Genomic DNA, 23,755 nt, shown 5'->3' on the forward strand with positions numbered 1-23,755 from the left:
TTTAAAACATCGCGAAGATTAAGACGAAACTAGCCTTGATACGCACTGGTTTCGTCGATGGTGGTTTTTGTTATTTTTTCAGTGCAGCCTTCGACTCCAGCAGCGTATTTAAACATTCGCCAATCTGGCGTACATTTTCTGGGGCCAAGATATCTTCATGTGAACAATCAAACTGATGTTTAATCAACTGGCCGACAAAAGATTGCCAATGAGCATCAATATCATAACCATCTGGCACCGTGCGCTGCGCCACGAAAAGGTGGGCCGGACCTTGATAATCAGACGTTTGTGCCTGTGCAAGTAGACGTACCGCATCTTCATAGTTAGCGGTAATCTCATTGAACATCGCCAAACGTTGCTCATCTAATTCAATGTCGGTTAGCTCATTGATGGCCAGAAACTGCTCTTTTTCACGCTCAATTTCGTACTGCTCTTCTTCATCCATCGGGCCATCCCAGTTCTGACCTTCCGGTGGATAGGTATCCAGTAACCCTAAAAAGTGCACCTCTTCACCTTGTTGTTGAAGTTTCGCGGCCAATTTTTGTGCCACAATCCCGCCAAATGAATAGCCTAATAGATGATAAGGTCCAAATGGCTGTATCTCTCTTAAGACGGGTAATAAACGATCACACACTTCTTCCATCGTTTCACTGGTCGCCATCGCTCCGCCGGGCCGAGGTGATTGCAAACCATAAATGGGATAATGTCCTGTCAGATATTTAGGTAGCCCTGTGTATTGCCAAGCAAAGCCAGAAGCAGAGTTGACGCAAAAAAGTGCTGGGCCACTTCCGGCACGGATAGGTAGTACTTCGCCAAAACCAGCTAAGGTTGGGTCGTTAAAAGCATCGTCATCCAGTAACAAACTCGCCAGTTTCTCCACCGTAGGATTGACCATGATTTGACCCACTGTGACAGGTAGGTTTAGCGCTCTTCGAATATCTGCCGCTAGTTTCATCGCCAGCAGTGAATGCCCGCCGAACGTAAAGAAATCATCATCAGCAAACAATGTTTCGACAGCCAATACTTGAGCAAATAAGCTCACCAATTGTGTTTCAAGGCCCGGATGAGCCTTGCGCCCTACTCGTGCCGCGAGGTCATTTGGCCGCGGTAATGCTTTTTTATCTAGCTTGCCGTTGGCGCTAAGCGGATAGTGATCCAGTAACACGATAGCCGCCGGAACCATATGGGCTGGTAAATGTTCGGAAAGTTCAGCGCGTAGCTTCTCGCCATTCGTTACGCTCATATCATGCGCGATGACGTAACCGATAATTTGCCGTTCATCAGCGCCCAACATACCTGAATGAGTAGAGAGCGTCTGAGCACAGACCACCGCTTGTTTTACCGCAGGAAGTGCCTGTAATGCGCTTTCAATTTCACCCAGTTCCACACGCTGCCCGCGAATTTTTATCTGATCATCACTGCGTCCTAAATACTCAATCGAGCCACACGCTAACCAACGTACGACATCACCAGTGCGGTACATTCGCTCGCCACAAGTAAACGGATTGGCGATAAACCGATCCGCCGTTAATGCACTGCGATTAAAGTAACCGATGGCTAATTGCTCGCCAGCAAGATAGAGCTCGCCCGGCACACCGATTGGTACAGCTCTTAAAAAGCTATCGAGCACATAAACTTGGGTGTTCCATACCGGTAAACCAATCGGTGCACTACGGCCAACGCTTGCGTTTAATGCCTCGCCGTAAGCTGGATAATAAGTCACGTCAACCGCCGCTTCCGTCGGGCCGTACAAGTTATGCAACGGTGCATTAATTCTACGTGCGTACTGATGGCAGAGCTCTTTCGCAAGCGCTTCACCTGAGCAAAATACTTGCTTGAGGCTTGGTGCTACAGTGAAACCCATTAGGTGAGTTGCTTCAATTGAGGCCATGAAAGCTGCCAGCATTGAAGGTACAAAGTGCATCGTGGTCACATGATAATCGTCAATTATTTGCAATAACCATTCAGGGTCTTTATGCGCTTCAGCCGGAGCCATCACTAAGCTCGCCCCTTCCAGTAAGGGCCAGAAAAACTCCCACACGGAGACATCAAAACTGCAAGGCGTTTTTTGCAATACCACATCCTCAGAGCTCAAGGGATATTGGTGCTGCATCCACTTCAATCGGTTGACAATCGCTTGATGAGAAACCAACACCCCTTTGGGGTTACCCGTTGAACCTGAAGTGTAAAGCAAGTAAGCCGCATTTGAGGGGGTAAGCCCATCTGCGCGATTCTGCCGCTCTGCGCGCACGGGGGCTGGTAACTTATCCAACAACAATAGCGCCGCTAAACCTTCAAAACGTGAGGTGAATGAAGAGCAAGTGATGATCAGTGCAGGCTTAGCATCATTGATCATGTAGGCCAAGCGCTCATCTGGATAACCAACATCCAACGGTAAATAAGCCGCACCACATTCAATAATACTGTAGATCGCCAAGCTCAAGGTTGCGCTGCGTGGCAAGGCAACGGCAACAATATCCCCGGCCTTAACACCTTGCTGAAGCAGCAAATCGGCAATAGCGGCCACCTGCTCAGCCAGTGCTTGATAGGTAAAACGGTGCTCACTATCAATTAAAGCCAACTGATGTGGAGAACGTTGTTGCTGCGTGATCATCAAATCACGCAGTGTCGTGCGTTCAACGGCGGTTTTGGTCTGGTTGACGCGTTGCTGCAATTCAATTTCGCCACTTAACCGCAGATCCCATTCAGCGAAAGGCTTATCACTCGATACCATAAACTCATCCAGCATTTGCTCAAATCGTTGTACGATCTGTTTTGCTACGCCGACTCGGTCTCGATATTCAAACAGGATATGCAGTTGCTCTCCCGGTAAGACGAGAATGGTTAATGGATAATGGGTATAGCCACGGTTGTGGATAGCCATTAATTTCGCGCCACTAAAATCTTGCTGGTACCAACGGCTATGATCTGGATAGTTTTCGACCACCAGCAAGGTATCAAAGAGTGTTTTTCCACCCACCAGTTGCTGGATCTCACCCAAGCCAAGTTCATCGTGCTCCAGTAATTGGATTTGGATCGCTTGGTGCGCTTTTAATTGCTCACTCAAACTAAGGTGAGGTTGCAGTGTCACACGGACAGGCACCGTATTACTGAATAACCCTATCTGTTCATCAATACCGGCAATACGACTGAACCGACCAGAGATTGGCGTACCAAAAACCACCTCTTCGCGGCCCGTCATGCTGGCGAGAATACTCGCCCAAAGGCCTTGCATTAAGGTGCTCATGGTTAAGCCATGATGTCGTAAACACTGATTTAACTGATCCGTTTTATGCTTTGATAGCCATAACTGATGCTCGTTAACTTCCTCGCTAAGTGGAATATCATCAAAAGCCATACACGGCTGAACATCAGCTAATACTTTGCCCCAAAGCTCGGTCGCAACAGTTTTATCGCGCTGCGTTAGCTGGCTCACAACGTGAGCATAACCGACGGTTACCGGAGGTAAGTTCGAGACCCCTTGGGCGTATGCACTAAGAAAATCATTCAATAAAATCGGCGTTGACCAGCCATCGACCACCAGATGATGTGCTGAAAGGAGCAGTGTGCTTTGCTGATCACCATGAAAAATCAACTGGGCCTGCAATAAGCTGTGGGTAGGATCGTTAAGGTCAAACTGGCGGCTTAGCTCTTGCTTCTCTAGCTGATCAATCAACGCGCTTTGCTCATCACCACTCATATTTGTTATGTCATAACGTGTCAGTGGCCAGCTTGGGTTAACCTGCGTCATCACCTGTACGATGCGCCCCAATATCGAACTATCAAATCGAGCGAGCAACTGCGGATGACGCCTAATCACCGCATTAAGCGCTTCGCTCACGCGATGTTCAGACAGTTGACCTTGGAAAGTAAGACGCGTGGTGGAGTTATAACTGCTATTTTTATCCCCTAATTGAGATTGGAACAGTAATCCTTCTTGTAAAGGCAATGCTGGCAGTACATCCGCTAACTTGCCATAGTGGTGTTGCAATAGGCTCGCTTGTCGCAGTGTGATTCCCGGCTCGGTATAGTCGGCAGGTACAGAGAGGTCCAACTCAGCACTATCGCCAACTTGTAGCGCTTGCTGTATTTTGAGCAGCTCACTTTCAATCTGTTGGCTCAACGACACCATTTCCTGTTGGCTGAACAGATGAGCATTCCAAGACCAGTTGAGCACCAATCGCGGCGTTACCGATTCTTCGACGAAAATATTTAGCTCTAAGGGATGCTGCAATGCCCGTTCACTGTTTAAGGTGACAGCAAATGTATCGGCAAACTGCCCACTATATTGCTGTGGTGACCACTGACCATCGCTGCTTTGGAAACGACCAAGGTAATTAAACAGCAGTGACGGTTGGCGTGTATTCGCCAGCGTGCGTAACTCGTCTCGATACGGATTATCAAGATAGCGCAGCACCATATAACCTAGCCCTTTATCTTTCACACTGCGCTTACTTTGCTTCACTTCACGTAACCGTTCGCGGTAATCACCCTGCTTTGGCACGTTAATGATCAACGGATATTCGGTGGTAAACCACCCTAGAGTTTGGTTGAGATCGATCTCCTCTTTACACTCTTCACGGCCATGAGATTCGACGTTCACTTTAATCTCTTCACACCCATAAAGTCTTGCGATCGCCCCCGTGACCGCGGCTAATAGCATCTCTTCAATATCGAGATTCGTCTGGTGTGTGGGTAATTCCAATAACGGCTGCGTAACGGCATGAGAGAGTGGCGTACGCCAATGCGTCATGCGTATTTTATCGACAGTATCCTTGATGGGAGCAACAGCACGCTGTGCCTGCGCTCGCCAAAATGGCATTTGCGCAGCAGCGACCGCTAAATGTTGATACAGCGCTTTTGACCAACAATGGATACCGGTAACCTCCTCAGAAATCACCGCTACTTCACCTGTGACTTGTGCTTGAGTTAATGCCTGCAACTGCGGAAGCAATATTCGCCAAGAGACACCATCGATAAGGAAATGGTGAGCAAGGATCATGAGACTTTTACGCCCACTGCGCTCCGTTATCATCATCAAGCGTAATAGCTGACCCGATGATATTGACATCGACTGACTGCGCTGGCTAAACAGACTGTCCAACACGGGGCCATCTAGCCTCTCAACCGAAACCGATTCAACCCAGTTTTTTACATCAAGATTTTGCAGCGCCTCAATATGGTATTGCTGCTCTTTTTGGACCAAGCGACACACGGAATGGTTGGCGACCAGTTGCACTAAACTGGCTTGCAAGTGCGCTAATTGGGTTTCGCTTTCCACCTCAACAAGCACACTTTGCACATAACTGGTTGTATTAGAAAATGTCTCCTCAAACCATTGCCACATAGGCAGAGGCCGAATAATGCCTTCTTGTTTCTCGCGCTGTTGTTGCTGTAGTGGCACCATTTGGCCCGCCATCATACCCAGTTGACGGGCTGCAAAAATAGCTTTGGGTCGTAGATCATAGCCCGCCGTTCGCAATCGCGTCCCAAGGCTCATTGCCGAAATACTGTCCCCGCCTAGGTTAAAGAAGTCATCTGACATTCCTACGTCACTGACACCGAGTAGCTCGGTGATCGCATCACATAACAGCTGCTCTGGTTGGGTTATTGGGGCCACGCGTTCGCTACGCGTGCCTGCCGAGTACTTAGGGAGCGCTTTTCTATCGATTTTCCCATTCACATTCAAAGAGAAAGCATCCAAGATCATCACATTGGTTGGCTGCATATAGTCAGGCAGCGCCTGTGCGATAAGACTTTGCAGTCTTTGCTCTGTGAACGCGGGTTGAACTGACTCACCCTGAGTCCCTTTCTCTAAAGTACAGTAAGCCAATAAACGATGAGTATCGCCAACAGGCTCTGCTACGACTACCGTCGTATTAACACCATCAATCGCATTAATAGCACTTTCTACATCGCCCAATTCAATACGAAAACCGCGAATTTTGATTTGGTGATCACACCGGCCAACAAAATCCAGTAACCCATTGTCTCGCCACTTCACCAAATCACCAGTGCGGTACATTATCTTGCCATACGCAAAGGGGTTCGCCACAAAACGTTCTGCTGTCATACTTGGCTGGTTGAGGTAGCCCTTTGCTAACCCCGCACCCGATAAATAAAGCTCACCCACCTCACCAATAGCGACAGGCTCTAAATTTTCATCAAGCACGTAAACACAAGCACCGGCAATCGGTCGACCAATGACAGGCGATGCATCTGCATCAAGCGAAGCGCTGATCGCATCAACCGTAAATTCTGTTGGTCCATAAAAGTTTTCCACCAGCAGTTCGGGAAACTCACTCACACGGAACCAAAGCTTTTGTGGTATGGCTTCACTACCAATCAAAACTAACGTCGGCACGTGATCGCTCGTCATTAATCCACTATCGAGCATTTGATCAAACAGTAAAGGTGGTAAATCAAGAGCATCGATATTATCTTCAGCAACACACTGAACCAGTTCGTAGGCGTCTTTCCGTTGTTCATCGTCATACAAATACATAGTATGCCCAGACAACATCCAGAGTACTTGCTCCCAAGAAGCATCGAAGGAGAATGACGTCGTATGCGCTGCACGAACAGTAATAGCTTGTTCTGGTAACTGACGACGTGTCACCAGTTTTCTGATAGCCGCAGAAAAAATCGAACCTTGATGAGAGCGCAGTAAATTCAACAGCGCTCCATGTGTGTTCATGACCCCTTTCGGGTGACCAGTCGAACCTGAAGTAAAGATGATATAAGCCACGTCGCTGTGACTGATCGTCGGTTTGGGTTGTGGCGCTGTGTGAATGCGAGCCAATTCAGGAAGAGCAATAAACCTAGGGACGTAGCTTATCGATGAATAAGCCATGTTTTGCTCATCCTCCTCCACAACTAAGCACCAAGGACGTGCTTGTTCAACAATCGATTCAATACGTTCTATGGGATAATCAAGATCGATAGGCAGGTAAATCGCACCCGCTCGCAAAATCGCTAGCATAGTCACGACGCTTTCAGGCCCACGTCGTAACGCGACACCGGCAATATCGCCTTGGCGCAAGCCTGCGGTAATCAGTTGATCCGCTCGAGTTTCAATAAGGTGATTGAAGGCATCAAATGTCCAACGCTGCTGTTTAAACACCAAGGCATCTTCGTTTGGCTTGCTCTCAACAGTCTGCTGCCATACATCCAGCACAGTTTGCTCTGTTTCATGTTCATGTTGTGGCCCCACCGACCACAAAGCAATCTGCTGCTTCTCGCTCGGCGGGATTAACTCTACCAAATCAAGTGGCTGTGTTGGATGGTTGGCAATCTGCTCTACCATCGCAACGAAACGAGCGGCATGAAGTTCTAATGACTCTTGGCTATATTTGGTGCTGTTGGCCGTGATATTAATACTCAGTGTCTGACCATCGAGCACTGGCGAAAATTCAATCTCATCAATCGGACCTGCCGAGAGGATATGTGTCTCAGTATCTACGCCAGATAAACTCAGTGCAGCTTCAAAGGGTTTAAAGTTGAGTATAGGGCCATAGAGCGGCTGGCCTACTAATCCCAAATCACGTTGGATCTGCTCAGCGTCATACATCTGGTGGCGACGAACTTGGCGGATGGTTTTATTCATCTCTCGCGCCACATCAATAATGCTCATTTGTGGATGAAGTGACAGCGCCACCGGCAGTACATTCACTACCGCACCAGCGGCACAAGTGGCGGCATTGCCCATTCGGCGCATAAAGGGGACACCGACACACACTTGCTCTTGCCCAGAATGTAAATGGAGATAAGCAAATACCATCGCCATCGCAAGCTCGGCGGGTAACAACTGTGGACTATAGCGAGTTAACCACTCTCCACCGATTAATGGCACGGTGTGAGTGATGGTGCTCGATGATGTATTGGCTGCGCTACCTGTGGTGAGCGAAATAACATTGGGTAAATGAGCCGCTTGCGTTTGCCAAAAGTCGTACGCCTTCTGGCGCGCTGCTGAGTCTAAAAATTGCTGATATTCCTGAATTACATTACTAAAAGCGCTGAACTCTTGAGGTTTCGCAGCGCCAATCCGCCAATGGTTATAAAGTTGGCAGATGTATTGACTGATGGCATTCACACTGAACCCATCCACATCAATATGATGGTAACGTTGATACCAAAACCATTGCGGTGCATTGCTTGAACCAACATCAATTAAACAGTGTCGGAAACGTCTCTTTCTTGATGAAATGTCCAACCGCTGCGCAAGATCGTGCTTCATCCACTCCCGAGCCGACTCTTCTGGCAAGGCGGCTTGTGAAAAGTCGAGGATTTCAAGCCACTGCCCTTCTTCATCCGCTGGATAAAACTGCTGCCTCACGCTGCCATCGCTCTCTAAATAATGGCAGTGAAGGGAATCAACGCCTTGCAAGCCGATGGCTACCGCGTTTGAAAATAACTCAATATCGATTTGACCTTGAATCACCACGTAGTGGGCAACATTAAATTGCTCTGGATTGGGCATCATCTGCTCGGCAAACCAAATACCTTGCTGTGTACCGATAAGAGGCCACTGATCCTCTTGCACTGATGAGTTGTACATCTCTTTATTCCTAACAAAAGTCATTGCCTATGTCCCTTTTTGTTACCCCGCTTAACAAGCATGAATGAACAGCGCCGCTATTGCAGGAGTCAAAACTCGTTTGGTTTAAGCTCGAATATCTAACCACTGAGCTTCGATGTAGTTGCAACACTCTTGTTTTGACCTCGGTCCAAGGATGGCTTGCCAACCAGCGGGAATGGCTTTGAATTCTGGCCATAAACTGTATTGATTATGCGAATTGATCAGCACTAAAAATTGATGCTTAGATTCATCAAAAGGGTTGGTGTATTTTTCTGACATATTTCTCTCTACCGCTGAAAGTTAAAGATAAGGTTCTAAAACATATGACAAGCCATCGATGATCCCGCCGCGCCAACAGAGTCGGTCATGACCGCCGTCAAACAGACGAAATTGAATCCGATGCTGTTGTGAAGCCAACTGTTGGTATAGATCTCGACTTAAATCGATCATGATGTCTTCACCGCTACCCACTTCGAGGAAAAGCGCAAGACGTGAATTGGCACCTAAACCTTGATGTACCTCTTGGCTCATTTTGCTTAATCGCGAGTCGCTTTTCGGTGGACAATATTCACTGGGGGGTTTAACGATCGAGAAATCGGGCCACCAAAATGAACCCGATTGACAAACCACAGAACCGAATCGCTGCGGCCAGTGTAATGCTGCGTACATTGCCGCTAAGCCTCCTAAACTCTGGCCTACGATCACCGTTTGGTCTGCATCGCGGGTTACTCTGACGCGCTCGTTAATCGAGGGGAGTAACTCCTCCATCACGGCTTGCCAAAACAGCGGATTACAGCTGAGATCATCACTGCGTTGTTGAGCGCTAATTTCATCAATCAACACATAGAGCGCCGCTGGAAGCTTTCCACTGTGGGTCGCCTGTGAAAGAGCCTCATAAACCGGCATCGATTGAGACCAAAAACGGCCATCCAGCATCAACACCAAAGGTAACGGCTCAGTGGTGGGTCTTTGCGCGGTCGAATAAAGCCAAATCTCACGCGATGTACCGAGCAAAGTGCTGCTCCAAGTAAAGGTCGAATCAGCACTTTTGAAGCACTGACCTTGCGCTGAATCGAAACCGAGCCACTCTGTTTGCGTAAGCGCTTTAGGCATATGACAAGGTGTTTTCGCGCGCCCCCACTCGCATTTTGACAAATCATTTTGAGCCAGTGGATCAGCGCAACTCAGTGGAAAAATGGAGCGTAGCCATTGCCGATGTTGGTGGCGCATTGCATCGTATGAACCTTGGTAACTCGGCTGCACTAACGCTTCTGGGACAGGAATAAAAGAATACCCTCCTCGCCAACTCAGTTTGACGCTATCGATATAAAACCACACATCGGTATTATCGATATGAGTAAACTTCGCCATCGAAAAACTGTGATGATCGGTGACACCATTAATATCAACGTAGATCGCTTGATTTGCGGCCACACTCGGCTTCGGCTCACGCCATAAAAAAAGAACCTTTGCATATTCGCCATTTATTTCAATCACATAAGGCATGCCGATCGATTGCACATGTGCCCACCAAGGCTCGTCACCAATAGAGCCGCCCTCTTGAATAAAACGGGCCAACACCCCATTGAGCTCAGCCCTCTCTTGTGAGCTCTCCTGATTAACAACCATTACTAAAACCACCCCATATCAAGCCTAGTATTTTTGAAACATAGAAACTAAGTAGCATAAAACCGCATTGATGATATTGCAAATAATAACAATTATCATTAACATTACAACTAGCAACAGTTGATTCAATAATGGTTGCAGCAACATCATTTTTTCTATTAAGGAACTTTTAGGTCATGAAGCCCATGGATATGAATAACGGTAAGGCAGTCAGAAATATCAATAAGACTCAACTCGCCACACTGATTGGCATCCTCTGCGTGAGTACTAGCGCAAATGTTGTCGCGGAACAGCTCGAAAAAAAAGAGCCACAGAAAAAGCAAGATACTGTGGTTGTGGTAGGTGAGAAATTGGGAGGAACACTGGCCGAAAATACCAGTTCGCTCACCCTATTCACCGATGAAGTGGATGATGGTGAAAGCCGAGATTACTACGATCTGCTCGACCGCGTACCAAACGTACTCAATGCACCTTCGGGCATTCCACACATTCGTGGGGTCGATGGACGTGGCCCTGGCGAAGGTTTTCTAACCTTCATGACAGGCGCAACACCTCGCGTCAATACCACGGTAGACGGCGTGTCTGAATCTTGGTCTGGAGAAGCGTTTGGTAAAGCTGGACTGTGGGATACAGAACAAGTGGAAGTCTATAAAGGGCCGCAATCCACCAACCAAGGCCGAAATAGTATTGCCGGTGCGGTTGTGATCAAAACTAAGGATCCAACGTTCCACCGTGAGGGTAAAGTTCGCGCTGGTTATGAAAATGAAGACAGTAAATATCATCTCGCAGGGGTCGTGTCGGCACCTCTGGTTGAAGATACTTTAGCGTTTCGTCTTGCCGCCGAAGGTACCAAAGGCAATACCCCTATCGATTACTCTCTGCCTAACGGCGATCAGTACCCTTGGGATCCTTCCGAGCTCGAATCCTATAATGTCCGTGGTAAATTATTGTGGAAACCCCAAGGAAATGACAAGCTAACAGCCAAGCTAACGGTTGGTAGCCGTAATGAAGAGGGGCAATATACCAACTTCGTTACCAAGCCGGGCACACTTGAACTGCATAGCAAAAGTGGCACGCGTCGCCAAGAAACCAAAAGCTGGAATATCAACCTAGACGTCAATTATGTGATTAATGATGAACTGACAACGGATATTTTAGTCGCCCATCGTAACTACACCACCAAGTTCAAAGCTTATCCTGATACTAATTGGTATGGTGATGTGGATGAAGATAACTACACCGCAGAAGCAAAGCTTACATATCAATCACTTGATGAAAAGTACAATGCGATTCTAGGCCTAGCCAGCTTCTTCAAAGATCAATACACCGAAACAGATTCATTAAAACGTAAAGATGAAGTTTTAACCAACTCAATCTACTTTGACTCAAGAATTCGTTTGGATAATCGCTGGCAGCTATTATTAGGTGCACGTTATGAAAGAGATGAACTGAAGCGAGATTTCGATCACGCTACCCTACCACTCGATTTTAAAGCCGATGAAGATGACGGCATCCTATTGCCTAAAATTGGTCTATTACTTGATGTCTCAGATCACTCCACCCTCGGTCTTACGGCCCGTAAAGGCTACAATGCCGGTGGATTAGGCTATAACGAGTACAAAGAAGAAGTTTTTGTTTTTGAACAAGAAAAAGTCTGGAGCTACGAGCTAAGTTCTCGTTCAAGCTTCCTGGATGACAAGCTGGATCTTACTGCTAACCTGTTCTACAACGACTACAAAAATTATCAAACTTCGGTCTCTGGTGACAGCGGAAAACGCTTCGATACCTATATCACCAATATACCGAAAGGGAAAACTTACGGTACGGAAGTTGAAGCCTCTTACTGGTTTGATTCTGGGCTCGACCTGTTTGCGTTTGTCGGTCTTCTTAAAACGGACATCAGCGAAGGACCAACCGGTACCTCTACCAATCTCTCAGGCAATGAGTTCAGTTACGCTCCTAAACTGTCTGCAGGTGCGGGCTTTACGCAACACTTAGATTCTGGTCTATTTTTTGGTGCTCGTGTTAACCACGTTTCTGATTACTATACCGATTTAGCCAACACAGAGAGTAAAACGGCTGGCGATTACACTGTGTTGAATCTGAATGCAGGTTATACTCTCAACGATTTGACTATTCGCGCTTACGTGAAAAACGTCACTGATGAAGAGTACGTGATTCGCCAGAAAAGTGATCTCTACGAAGTCGGCGGTCCACGCACCTTTGGCATAGTCGCTGATTACCAGTTCTAGTTAGTCACTCTGACTCACTCTCCTAGACATCAACACTTTGTTTTTGACTGGGGGAGTGATTTTTCACTCAATCTGAGATAAACGTCACCACGCAGGCGACGCATCGAACAAGTTCACTCACTCGATAGGTAACATAGGCATGCTCATCATTCCAAACTGGCCATCTTTCATCCAATACCACCAGCTTGAAGTGAAGTATCTGCCTGAATACAAAAATAAACTTGAAGAGCAAGGGATCTCCCTGCCCTCTTCTTTAAACCAAGCCGTGCTAAAACGCCATTGTGAATTTTTAGCTGGCAGGATGTGTGCAAAACACTGCCTAACCAAACTGGATCAATCACAGTCGCTAACGTTAGAGATTGGCAAGGGGAACCAAGCGGTTTGGCCGCAAAATATCGTAGGCTCAATATCCCATTGCCATGGCTACGCTATCGCAGCCGCCACTCACCAGACTCAAGCGTGTGCCGCTCTTGGTATTGATATTGAACAACTCATACGAGATGAATGGCTCAGTGATATTCGCCAGCAAGTAATGACACCCGCAGAGCACATTTTTGCTCATCACTTTGCCCAATTAGCGAGCTTTATTACGCTGATTTTTTCCGCGAAAGAATCGATTTATAAAGCCATTTATCCATGGGTTGAACAGGTTCTTGATTTTCACGTGGTAGAACTGATCCATGTTGACAAACACGCCAAACGACTCATTTTTCAGATTCACACTGATCTTCATCCTTTTTTAAATCCATCATACACAATCAGCGTTGGTTACCACTGGCCTGACAGTGAGTATGTACTGACTTGGTGTTATTTAAGTCAAGCCCATTTTTCGACACATAAAAAATAGCCGGCTGACACTGCTTTATAACGCCCCATATCAACCTAATACTGGCGTAGCAGCGTATAAAATTCCGTCAAAGGTATAAAACCTTATCTTTCCTTGGTTGTTATTCGCTTGGCAAAGCACGATAATCACCAGATCGGAACTTAAGACTTATATAACTATGACCGAATATTTTTTGTTATTAATCGGCACTGTACTGGTCAATAACTTTGTACTGGTAAAGTTTCTAGGGCTATGTCCTTTCATGGGCGTATCAAAAAAACTAGAAACCGCAATAGGGATGGGGTTAGCGACGACTTTCGTGCTAACTCTAGCGTCAGTGTGTGCGTATTTAGTAGAAAGCTATGTTCTTAAACCATTAGGTATTGAGTACTTACGCACCATGAGCTTTATTTTAGTGATCGCCGTGGTGGTGCAGTTCACCGAAATGGTGGTACACAAAACCAGCCCAACGTTATATCGCCTGCTCGGGATTTTCCTTCCTCTTATCACCACCAACTGTGCGGTACTTGGGGTTGCGCTTCTCAACATCAACGAAAATCATAACTTCATTCAATCCATTATTTATGGTTTTGGTGCCGCGGTTGGATTCTCATTGGTATTGATTCTGTTTGCTTCCATGCGCGAACGCATCGGCGTAGCCGACGTACCAACGCCCTTCAAAGGCGCATCAATTGCTATGATAACCGCAGGTCTTATGTCACTCGCCTTCATGGGTTTTACAGGATTGGTGAAGTTGTAATATGAGCACAATACTCATCGCTATTCTTGCACTTGTCGCATTGGCCGCTGTGTTTGGCGCTATCTTAGGTTTTGCCTCTATCCGCTTTAAAGTAGAAGCCGATCCTATCGTCGATCAGATTGATGCGATTTTACCGCAGACACAATGCGGTCAATGTGGCTATCCGGGCTGTCGCCCTTATGCACAAGCCATTGCCAATGGCGATAAAATCAATAAATGCCCGCCCGGCGGCCAAGCAACCATTGAAAAATTGGCTGACTTAATGGGCGTTGAAGCCGAAGAGTCTGCACATGATCTTGATAATAAGGTCAAAACCGTTGCCTTCATTCATGAAGATATGTGCATCGGTTGTACAAAATGCATTCAAGCTTGTCCCGTAGATGCCATTGTTGGTGGAACTAAGGCTCTGCATACCGTGATCAAGTCAGAATGTACTGGCTGTGATCTGTGTGTTGCTCCCTGCCCAACGGACTGTATTGAAATGATCCCGGTAGAAACTACGACCGATACTTGGAAGTGGCAAATGAACGCGATTCCTGTTGTTGATGTTACCGACTCTGCCCCACGTGCGCAGAAAAGCGTGAATTAAGGATTGGCATGTTGTCATTAATAGAACAAATCAAAGTTGGCACTCTCTGGAACTTCCCAGGAGGCATTCACCCGCCAGAAAATAAACAGCAATCAAATCAAACGGCACTGACTCATGCCGGTATACCGCAAGAAATTGTCTTGCCACTCAAACAGCATATTGGCCGAGCCGGTGATTTACTGGTCAGCGTTGGCGATAAAGTACTCAAAGGCCAACCACTGACACAATACACCTCAACCTTCATGTTGCCTGTACACGCTTCAACCTCTGGCATCATTACCGCCATTGAACCGCGCACCACGGCGCACCCTTCTGGGTTAAGTGAAATGTGTATTGTCATCACGCCTGATCAACAAGATGAGTGGGCAGTGCGCGCACCACTGGCTGATTATCGACAACACTCCCCAGAGCAATTGATTGAAATCATTCGTCAAGCTGGCATCTCTGGGTTGGGCGGCGCCGGTTTTCCTACTGCAAAAAAAATGCAATCAGGCCTCGCTCGCACTGATATTTTGATCATCAATGCCGCCGAATGTGAACCTTACATCACGGCCGATGATGTACTCATGCAGCACCATGCCGCAGAGATCATCGATGGGATCAGTATTGTAGAGCACATTCTTAGGCCCAAATTAACCATCATCGGTATTGAAGATAACAAACCAGAAGCAATTCAAGCGTTAGAAGCCGCCGCAATACATAAAGACATCGTGATCCGCGTGATCCCAACCAAATACCCTTCAGGTGGTGAAAAGCAGTTAATTAAATTGCTGACCAACCAAGAAGTGCCTGCGGGTAAAATTCCAGCCGATATTGGCTTGATGGTACAAAATGTTGGCTCTATCTACGCGATTAAACGCGCCGTCATGGATGGCGAACCCCTGATTAACCGCGTAGTCACCTTAACGGGCAATACGTTTAAACAGCCCCGGAATGTCTGGGTTTTATTAGGCACACCCGTACAATATTTACTCGAACAATTTGGCTATAAGGCAGATAAAAAATTACCGCGTCTTATCATGGGCGGCCCGATGATGGGGTTCACCCTGCCTCATTCACAAGTTCCGATCACCAAAACCACCAACTGCATTCTGGCACCCACTCGTAAAGAGATTGCCTCTTCACAAAATGAAATGGCCTGCATTCGCTGTGGTCAGTGCGCGGAAGCCTGCCCGGCCTCCTTATTACCTCAGCAACTGTTCTGGCACGCGAAAGCGGAAGAATATGATAAGTGTGAAGAACTGAACCTCAAAGATTGCATTGAGTGCGGGGCTTGTGCTTATGTTTGCCCCAGTGAAATTCCATTGGTGCAATACTATCGTCAAGCCAAGGCCGAGATAAAAACTCGCCAACAAGAATCAGAAGCCGCTGAACGCGCCAGAGTGCGTTTCGAAGAGAAAAAAGCACGTTTAGAACGCGATAAAGCCGATCGCGAGAATCGTTTCAAAAAAGCAGCCGATGAACGTCGTCAAGAGATGACACAAACAGGCGGCGACGATGCGATTGCGGCGGCCATTGCTCGCGTTCAAGCGCAAAAAGCACAAACAGAAAACAACCCAAGCACCGTAAAACCCGCCGTTGCTGCGGCTATTGCTCGCGCTAAAGCCAAGCAAGCCGAAGCACTGCAAGCAGGTCAAGTCGAGCCAGATAACGCTGAAATGGTTAAATTGCGCGAAGAGCGCAAACGTCAAGCTCGCGAGAAAAAAGCGCAGCAAACCAGTGCTGATGCACCACCAGCAGAAACTGGTGATAATAAAAAAGCAGCAGTCGCTGCTGCCATTGCTCGCGCAAAAGCACGCAAAGCCGAGCAGCAAACGGCGCCGAGTGAACCTCAGCCAACGCTTGAACCTGTACCTGCTCAACCTGAGGATGCAAAAAAAGCGGCAGTCGCTGCCGCCATTGCTCGCGCCAAAGCACGCAAGGCAGAGCAGCAAACGGCGCCGAGTGATCCCCAACCAACGCTTGAAGCTGCACCAACTCAACCTGAGGATGCCAAAAAAGCGGCAGTCGCTGCCGCCATTGCTCGCGCCAAAGCACGCAAGGCAGAGCAGCAAACGGCGCCGAGTGAACCTCAGCCAACGCTTGAACCTGTACCTGCTCAACCTGAGGATGCAAAAAAAGCGGCAGTCGCTGCCGCCATTGCTCGCGCCAAAGCACGCAAGGCCGAGCAGCAAACGGCACAAGCGAAAAACAATCATAATTCTGAGGAGAATAATTAGTGGCCTTTTTTATTGCCAGCTCCCCCCATGCACACAGCAAACGCAGCACATCAGAACTGATGAAGTGGGTCGCCTTGTGCGCCTTACCGGGGCTTATCGCGCAAAGCTACTTCTTTGGTTGGGGTACTCTCATTCAACTGATGCTCGCTATCATCATCGCTTTAGCTTTTGAATCTGCCGTTATGCTACTGCGTAAGCGCTCACCACTGTTGGCAATCAAAGATTACAGCGCCGTGGTCACCGCTTGGCTTCTGGCCATTGCCATTCCTCCGATGTCCCCTTGGTGGGTTATCTTTATTGGCCTTATTTTTGCCATCATTATTGCAAAACACTTATACGGCGGACTAGGACAAAACCCATTCAACCCCGCCATGATTGCTTATGTGGTTTTGCTTATCTCTTTCCCTGTGCAGATGACCAGTTGGATTGCTCCAACGGAATTAGCCCCTGATCCAATCTCGTTTAGTGATGCATTTTCACTTATTTTCAGTGGCTTCAACGTAGAAGGTTTATCACTACAACAAATCCGAACGGGTATCGATGGTGTCACTATGGCCACCCCGCTGGACGCCGTAAAAACCGGATTACATAACGGTGAGACTCTGCATGAAGCGATGAGCCAGCCTCAATTTAGTGGGTTAGCTGGGCTTGGCTGGGAATGGGTTAACCTTGCCTATTTAGCTGGCGGCTTATTATTGATCAAACTACGTGTGATCAACTGGCATATCCCGATTGCGGTGCTGTGTGGTTTAGTAATGGCAAGTGCTTTCACTGCGCTTATTGAACCGGGAGCAACCGCCTCACCCTTGTTTCATTTGCTCTCGGGCGCGACTATGCTCGGCGCTTTTTTCATCGCAACCGATCCAGTCACCGCTTCCACAACCGTCAAAGGTCGCTTAATTTACGGCGCATTTATTGGCATGATGATTTTCATTATCCGCAGCTGGGGAGGCTTCCCTGACGGGGTAGCCTTCGCTGTATTACTTGCCAACATGTGTGTCCCACTGATTGATTACTACACTAAACCTCGAACCTACGGGCATTAAGGAGCGCTATGTTAACCGCCATTCGCAATAACGGTTTGATTCTCGCTATCTTTGCCTGTGCTTCAACAGGTGTGGTAGCGTTAACCCAATACCTAACAAAAGATCAAATAACCAAGCAAGAGCAGATTCAACTGCAATCGATTTTAAACCAAGTGATCCCACACAGTTTGCACGACAACGAACTGTACAAATCCTGTACACTGGTGACTGATCCTGCACTTGGTACAGACCAACCTATGCACGCTTATATTGCCACACAAAACGGTGAACCGAGTGGACTGGCTATTGAAGCCATCGCACCTGATGGCTATAACGGCGCGATCAAGGTAATTATTGGCATCAAGCACGATGGTACCATCACAGGGACTCGCGTTCTGTCTCATCAAGAAACACCGGGGTTAGGTGACAAAATAGATTTACGCGTCACTGATTGGATATTGAGCTTTACTGGCAAGCAAGTCACTGAGCAAAATATCGAGACTTGGAAAGTGCGCAAAGATGGGGGACAATTTGATCAGTTTACTGGAGCGACGATTACGCCGCGAGCCGTCGTCAAAGCGGTGAAAAATACCGCTCAGTTTGTGAATCAACATCGAGAAGCACTATTAGCACAACCTTTTGACTGTAAAGGAGCCAGCAATGAGTGATCATAAGACACTGATTAAAAACGGGATGTGGAGCAACAACCCTGCGCTCGTTCAACAACTTGGACTGTGCCCTTTACTAGCGGTTTCTTCCACTGTCACGAATGCGCTAGGTTTAGGCGTTGCGACATTGCTGGTTCTCGTCTGTTCAAATGTCACCATCTCATTAGTACGAGATTATGTCCCCAAAGAAGTTCGTATTCCTGTGTTTGTGATGATCATCGCCGCACTAGTAACTTGCGTACAACTGTTAATGAATGCCTACGCTTACGGCCTGTACCTATCGCTAGGGATCTTCATTCCTCTGATTGTGACCAACTGTATCATCATCGGTCGCGCCGAAGCATTTGCCTCAAAAAATGCAGTGTTGCCTTCAGCACAAGATGGATTTTGGATGGGCATCGGAATGACCACTATTCTGGTCATTTTGGGCGCACTGCGTGAAGTAATTGGCAATGGCACACTGTTTGATGGTGCTGATTTATTACTGGGTCATTGGGCAACCATTTTACGCATTGAGGTCTTCCATTTTGACAACAGCTTCTTGCTTGCGCTCTTGCCGCCTGGAGCGTTTATTGGTGTTGGCTTTTTGATTGCAGCTAAAAATATCATCGATAAAAATCTGGCTGCTCGCCAACCTAAAGAACAAAAGCCCGTAATAGAACGAGCACGCGTCACTAACGCTTAGCGAAATCATAAGGAAGTTTTCCAAACGATGAATAATGTCAAACGAGTCGAGATCCTCGAACGTTTACGGGCCAATAACCCGAAGCCAGAAACCGAGCTTAAATGGAGCACACCGTTTGAGTTACTGATCTCAGTACTGCTTTCCGCTCAAGCGACTGACGTCAGCGTTAATAAGGCCACTGACAAACTTTACCCTATTGCTAATACGCCACAAGCCATCTTTGAGCTTGGCGTTGATGGGTTAAAGCAATACATCAAAACCATTGGTTTATTCAATTCCAAAGCAGAAAACGTTATCAAAACTTGCCGTATCTTATTGGATCAATACGCAGGAGAAGTGCCAGAGAGCCGTGAAGCATTAGAATCGCTGCCCGGCGTTGGTAGAAAAACAGCCAATGTGGTATTGAACACCGCTTTCGGGTGGCCAACCATCGCCGTTGACACGCATATTTTCCGTGTTTCAAATAGAACCAAGTTTGCGGTGGGTAAAAACGTTGATGAAGTGGAACAAAAACTACTCAAAGTCGTCCCTAAAGAATTCAAAGTTGATGTTCATCACTGGTTAATCTTACATGGTCGCTACACCTGTGTCGCAAGAAAGCCGCGTTGTGGCAGTTGTATCATTGAAGATCTTTGCGAATTCTCTGATAAAACTGACCTATAAAATTTAACCAGATCCCCAAAAGACTCAACTCTGCAAGTAGGCAGTTAAGTAAACAAATTCCTTTGAACATAGATAAACTCTGTGATTGGAGTGGGTGAACGTAAGCCAACATCATCGCCACAGTGGTCGGGTGGAGATAGATATTTCATCAGAAAGTTAGGAGCTCAACATGTCAAATAGTCGTATTTTGCACACCATGCTACGCGTAGGCGATTTAGAAAAATCGATCGCGTTTTACACCAAGGTCATGGGTATGCAACTGCTTCGTACTAATGAAAATACAGAATACAAATACACATTGGCATTTCTGGGTTATGGCGATGAATCTCAGGGGGCGGTGATCGAACTGACCTATAACTGGGGCACCACAAGCTATGACCTAGGTAATGCTTTTGGCCACATCGCCATTGGTGTTGAAGATGTGTATACCACCTGTGACGCGATTAAAGCGGCTGGAGGTAATGTGACCCGTGAAGCTGGCCCAGTAAAAGGTGGCACCACGCATATCGCTTTTGTGAAAGATCCTGATGGTTACATGATTGAACTTATCCAAAACAAACAAGCATCAGCAGGTTTAGAAGGATAAGCCTCTTTGCAGCATCAGCTAGTTATATAAACTAGATGCGTAAGGTTTCCCGGATAACATCACAAAAAGCAGCCTTTGAAATGGGCTGCTTTTTTACTCTAACGTTATTAGATAATTGTTCGACCCAGTGAAATAACCACGCGACGGTTTTTATCTTTGCCAATGGGTGATGCGTTGTCGGCAATCGGCCTACGTTTACCATAGCCTTGCACTTGAATGCGATCCTCAGGTAACCCCAGTGATTTAAAGTAGTCTCTTAATACCTCAGCCCTACGCTCAGAAAGATCCTGACTCACTCCTCGACTATCAACAGAGTCGGTATAGGTAGAAACCAACACCAAATCAATATCTTGGTTATAGCGAATATAGTCAGCAATTTGCGCAAGCCGTTTTTGCGAAGCTTTATTGAGTTGCACATTATCGCGGTCGTAATGCAGAATCGTAAATGAGATATCTTCAAAACTGTACGTCAGCAAATTGCTCACACAATCGCTAAACACGTTGTACTTCTCTTGAAAAAGAACCGACGAGAGAGCGACTTCAATGCGCTGATCTCGGCTTTGCCAATCTTGGTAGCTAAAGGTTGGATAGCGTCCTTTTTCCAATTCACTGAGTAGGCTCCAAGCGGTTTGACCACCGATGTAACCATCGAACTGTTTGAAGAATTGCAAATTGGTAATACGGTCTGCACTCTCACCCGGACGCCAACTCGGTGGTAATGACACTAAACTTACATTGCGAGTTTCGCCCATTGGACGACGCATTTTGAGTTCGAAATCGAGGTTAATCTTCTTATTCGCACGTGAAGAGAATTCAGCGTCACCGTAATTGGGGATCGGATGGACCAAACGACACTCTAAAGGGGTATTCGTCACCATCTGCCACGTAGACTGCTGTGGTGTTGCCACATAACGCTTATCCATCGCCATAGGGGCAAAGGATGTCAGTATGCTTGTCATCACAATAGTGGCAGTAACCCATTTATTCATAACGATTTTATTCTCCGAGCGATACTACAACGATGGCGGAAAATTGCCGCTTCGCTTTCTATTGACTAAGTTAATGCAAAAATCTAGCCACATCACCGCACTATCCAACGCATAGTGAAACCTGCATTTATTAACGGGTTTGGTTTTTATCGTAGAAAGAATCTGTAATAATGCCAGCCCTGTCACACAACCAAGAGCTAGCATGACTGAAGTAAATGAAGCATTGACACTGAAAAAGCGTTTCCGCGGTTATTTTCCCGTCGTCATCGACGTCGAAACAGCCGGTTTCAATGCAAAGACCGATGCACTATTAGAAATCTGCGCGATTACGTTGCGTATGGATGAACAAGGTGATCTGCACCCAGCATCGACGATTCACTTTCATGTTGAGCCTTTTGAAGGTGCCAACCTTGAAAAAGAGGCGCTTGAGTTTAATGGCATTCGTGACCCATTTAGCCCATTACGCGGTGCTGTCAGCGAAGCCGAAGCACTCAGAGAAATTTATAAGCTAGTCCGAAAAGAGCAACGCGACAATGACTGTAGCCGCGCGATCATGGTGGCGCACAATGCTACCTTTGACTTGAATTTCGTGATGGCAGCCAGTGAACGCTGCAAGCTAAAACGAGTCCCTTTCCACCCTTTTGCGACTTTTGATACCGCTGCGCTAAGTGGTTTAGCCTATGGGCAAACCGTTTTGGCCAAAGCGTGCAAATCCGCTGGGATGGAATTTGATAATAGAGAAGCGCATTCAGCGCTATACGATACGCAAAAAACAGCCGAACTTTTTTGCGGTATCGTCAACAAATGGAAGGCCCTTGGCGGATGGCCACTTGTTGAACCTTCAGAAAACAATAACAAGTAAACACAACTAACCGAGAAATATATGAATCCTGTAGTAATTTCTGTATGCATCATGCTGCTTCTTGCGCTGATGCGGGTCAATGTCGTCGTCGCACTGACATTTAGTGCGATCGTCGGTGGTTTAGTTGCAGGGATGAGTTTAAATGACGCTGTTTCTGCATTTGAAAGTGGCTTAGGTGGTGGTGCAACCATCGCACTAAGTTATGCGATGCTAGGCACCTTTGCCGTCGCGATTTCTAAATCTGGTATTACTGACTTACTGGCGCAAAACGTGATTAAGCGTATCCATGGCAAAGAGCATGGCGCGGCCACCACAGGTTTGAAGTATGCGGTTCTGGTCGCGCTGGTTCTAGTTACCATGTCATCGCAAAATATCATTCCTGTCCATATCGCCTTTATTCCGATTTTAATTCCACCGCTATTGGGCGTCTTTGCCAAGCTGAAGCTTGACCGCAGGCTGATTGCTTGCGTGCTCACTTTTGGCCTTATCACGCCCTATATGGTCTTGCCTGTCGGCTTTGGTGGGATTTTCCTCAATAACATCTTACTCAAGAATTTACGCGATAATGGCCTTGAAAACGTGACGGCAAGCCAAGTGCCGATAGCTATGCTGCTACCCGCCGCTGGGATGATTTTTGGCTTACTGGTCGCCATTTTCTTTACCTATCGTAAACCTCGCCAGTATCAAGAGACGGAACATACTGTCATTAATACCGAACCAAAAGCGATCAACAAAAAGCATATTTTGATTGCCGCGCTCGGTATTATCACGGCACTTGCCGTGCAACTGTCCACAGGTTCGATGATCATCGGCGCACTGGCTGGTTTTATGGTCTTCACTTTTGGTGGTGTGATTGCATGGAAAGAGACGCACGATGTATTCACCAAAGGTGTACATATGATGGCAATGATTGGCTTTATTATGATTTCAGCGGCCGGATTTGCCGCCGTGATGAAAGCCACCGGTGGAGTTGAGTCGCTCGTCGAAGCCTTATCAGTAAGCATTGGCGACAACAAAGCGTTATCTGCTTTATTAATGCTGATCGTCGGTTTGTTGGTCACTATGGGCATTGGTTCATCCTTCTCAACGATTCCAATCATCGCAACCATTTACGTGCCCCTTGCCCTCGCCTTTGGCTTTTCGCCTATGGCGACCATTGCGCTAGTGGGTACCGCTGCTGCGTTAGGCGATGCTGGCTCTCCAGCGTCAGATTCCACCTTGGGACCAACGTCAGGCCTAAATGCGGATGGCCAACACGAACATATTTGGGAAACGGTGGTCCCAACCTTCATCCATTATAATATTCCACTGATTGTGTTTGGCTGGATTGCGGCAATGATCCTTTAGTCAAACCCTGTTAACGAGCACAAAAAAGGCTTCCTCGATGGAAGCCTTTTTCTTTGCAGCCTATTTGGGGAGATGCG

16 protein-coding genes are annotated in these 23,755 nt (G+C 47.1%); 12 read left to right on the plus strand and 4 right to left on the minus strand.

Features of this window, described 5'->3' with window-relative positions:
* Window positions 1-70 precede the first annotated feature (70 nt).
* From vabF to vabH, 3 genes are all read right to left on the minus strand, one after another.
* Window positions 71-8,557: a vanchrobactin non-ribosomal peptide synthetase VabF gene (vabF, locus tag AACQ42_RS10330; RefSeq protein WP_094165734.1), complete on the minus strand. Its 8,487-nt coding sequence runs from the start codon at window positions 8,555-8,557 to the stop codon at window positions 71-73.
* 105 nt (window positions 8,558-8,662) lie between these two features.
* Complete coding sequence (locus AACQ42_RS10335; protein WP_013857274.1) at window positions 8,663-8,857, minus strand: MbtH family protein; 195 nt, start codon at window positions 8,855-8,857, stop codon at window positions 8,663-8,665.
* A 21-nt stretch (window positions 8,858-8,878) separates the two neighbouring features.
* Window positions 8,879-10,219 carry a vanchrobactin esterase VabH gene (gene vabH / locus AACQ42_RS10340; RefSeq protein ID WP_094149153.1) on the minus strand — a complete coding sequence of 447 codons (1,341 nt, stop codon included), beginning with the start codon at window positions 10,217-10,219 and terminating at the stop codon, window positions 8,879-8,881.
* A gap of 164 nt (window positions 10,220-10,383) precedes the next feature.
* Here vabH and fvtA point away from each other — a divergent pair, with 164 nt between their 5' ends.
* The 10 genes from fvtA (at window position 10,384) to gloA (ending at window position 20,480) form a co-directional block, all read left to right on the plus strand.
* Window positions 10,384-12,459, plus strand: coding sequence for a TonB-dependent siderophore vanchrobactin receptor FvtA (gene fvtA, locus AACQ42_RS10345; protein WP_094124255.1), 2,076 nt, complete (start codon window positions 10,384-10,386; stop codon window positions 12,457-12,459).
* 139 nt (window positions 12,460-12,598) lie between these two features.
* Window positions 12,599-13,306 carry a 4'-phosphopantetheinyl transferase family protein gene (locus tag AACQ42_RS10350; RefSeq protein ID WP_010318462.1) on the plus strand — a complete coding sequence of 236 codons (708 nt, stop codon included), beginning with the start codon at window positions 12,599-12,601 and terminating at the stop codon, window positions 13,304-13,306.
* Between the two features lie 157 nt (window positions 13,307-13,463).
* Window positions 13,464-14,045: an electron transport complex subunit RsxA gene (rsxA, locus tag AACQ42_RS10355; RefSeq protein WP_010318463.1), complete on the plus strand. Its 582-nt coding sequence runs from the start codon at window positions 13,464-13,466 to the stop codon at window positions 14,043-14,045.
* A gap of 1 nt (window position 14,046) precedes the next feature.
* Window positions 14,047-14,634, plus strand: coding sequence for an electron transport complex subunit RsxB (gene rsxB, locus AACQ42_RS10360; protein ID WP_094165735.1), 588 nt, complete (start codon window positions 14,047-14,049; stop codon window positions 14,632-14,634).
* An 8-nt stretch (window positions 14,635-14,642) separates the two neighbouring features.
* On the plus strand, window positions 14,643-16,853 hold the full coding sequence (rsxC, locus tag AACQ42_RS10365; protein ID WP_094165736.1) for an electron transport complex subunit RsxC: 2,211 nt from the start codon (window positions 14,643-14,645) through the stop codon (window positions 16,851-16,853).
* The gene (rsxD, locus tag AACQ42_RS10370; protein ID WP_013857282.1) at window positions 16,853-17,899 is read left to right on the plus strand and encodes an electron transport complex subunit RsxD; all 1,047 of its coding nucleotides are present in this window, start codon (window positions 16,853-16,855) and stop codon (window positions 17,897-17,899) included. Before rsxC ends, rsxD begins: the two co-directional genes overlap by 1 nt.
* An 8-nt stretch (window positions 17,900-17,907) precedes the next feature.
* A complete protein-coding gene (rsxG, locus tag AACQ42_RS10375; RefSeq protein WP_013857283.1) occupies window positions 17,908-18,546 on the plus strand; it encodes an electron transport complex subunit RsxG in 639 nt (212 codons plus the stop codon).
* A complete protein-coding gene (locus AACQ42_RS10380) occupies window positions 18,539-19,231 on the plus strand; it encodes an electron transport complex subunit E (RefSeq protein WP_094165737.1) in 693 nt (230 codons plus the stop codon). The genes rsxG and AACQ42_RS10380 overlap by 8 nt, the downstream gene beginning before the upstream one ends.
* A 27-nt stretch (window positions 19,232-19,258) precedes the next feature.
* Window positions 19,259-19,894, plus strand: a complete 636-nt coding sequence (nth, locus tag AACQ42_RS10385) for an endonuclease III (RefSeq protein WP_010318469.1) — start codon at window positions 19,259-19,261, stop codon at window positions 19,892-19,894.
* 169 nt (window positions 19,895-20,063) lie between these two features.
* Entirely contained in the window at window positions 20,064-20,480 is a 417-nt protein-coding gene (gene gloA, locus AACQ42_RS10390; protein ID WP_013857285.1) for a lactoylglutathione lyase, read from the plus strand.
* A 107-nt stretch (window positions 20,481-20,587) separates the two neighbouring features.
* Here gloA and motY read toward each other — a convergent pair whose 3' ends face one another.
* Window positions 20,588-21,469, minus strand: a complete 882-nt coding sequence (gene motY / locus AACQ42_RS10395; RefSeq protein WP_013857286.1) for a flagellar protein MotY — start codon at window positions 21,467-21,469, stop codon at window positions 20,588-20,590.
* 202 nt (window positions 21,470-21,671) lie between these two features.
* Here motY and rnt point away from each other — a divergent pair, with 202 nt between their 5' ends.
* Together rnt and AACQ42_RS10405 are read left to right on the plus strand one after the other, a co-directional pair.
* Window positions 21,672-22,331 carry a ribonuclease T gene (rnt, locus tag AACQ42_RS10400; RefSeq protein WP_010318472.1) on the plus strand — a complete coding sequence of 220 codons (660 nt, stop codon included), beginning with the start codon at window positions 21,672-21,674 and terminating at the stop codon, window positions 22,329-22,331.
* Between the two features lie 21 nt (window positions 22,332-22,352).
* Window positions 22,353-23,678: a Na+/H+ antiporter family protein gene (locus AACQ42_RS10405; protein WP_010318473.1), complete on the plus strand. Its 1,326-nt coding sequence runs from the start codon at window positions 22,353-22,355 to the stop codon at window positions 23,676-23,678.
* Window positions 23,679-23,755 lie beyond the last annotated feature (77 nt).

Origin of the sequence: Vibrio sp. V12_P9A6T4, assembly GCF_963874835.1 — a bacterium.
Classification (GTDB): domain Bacteria; phylum Pseudomonadota; class Gammaproteobacteria; order Enterobacterales; family Vibrionaceae; genus Vibrio; species Vibrio anguillarum.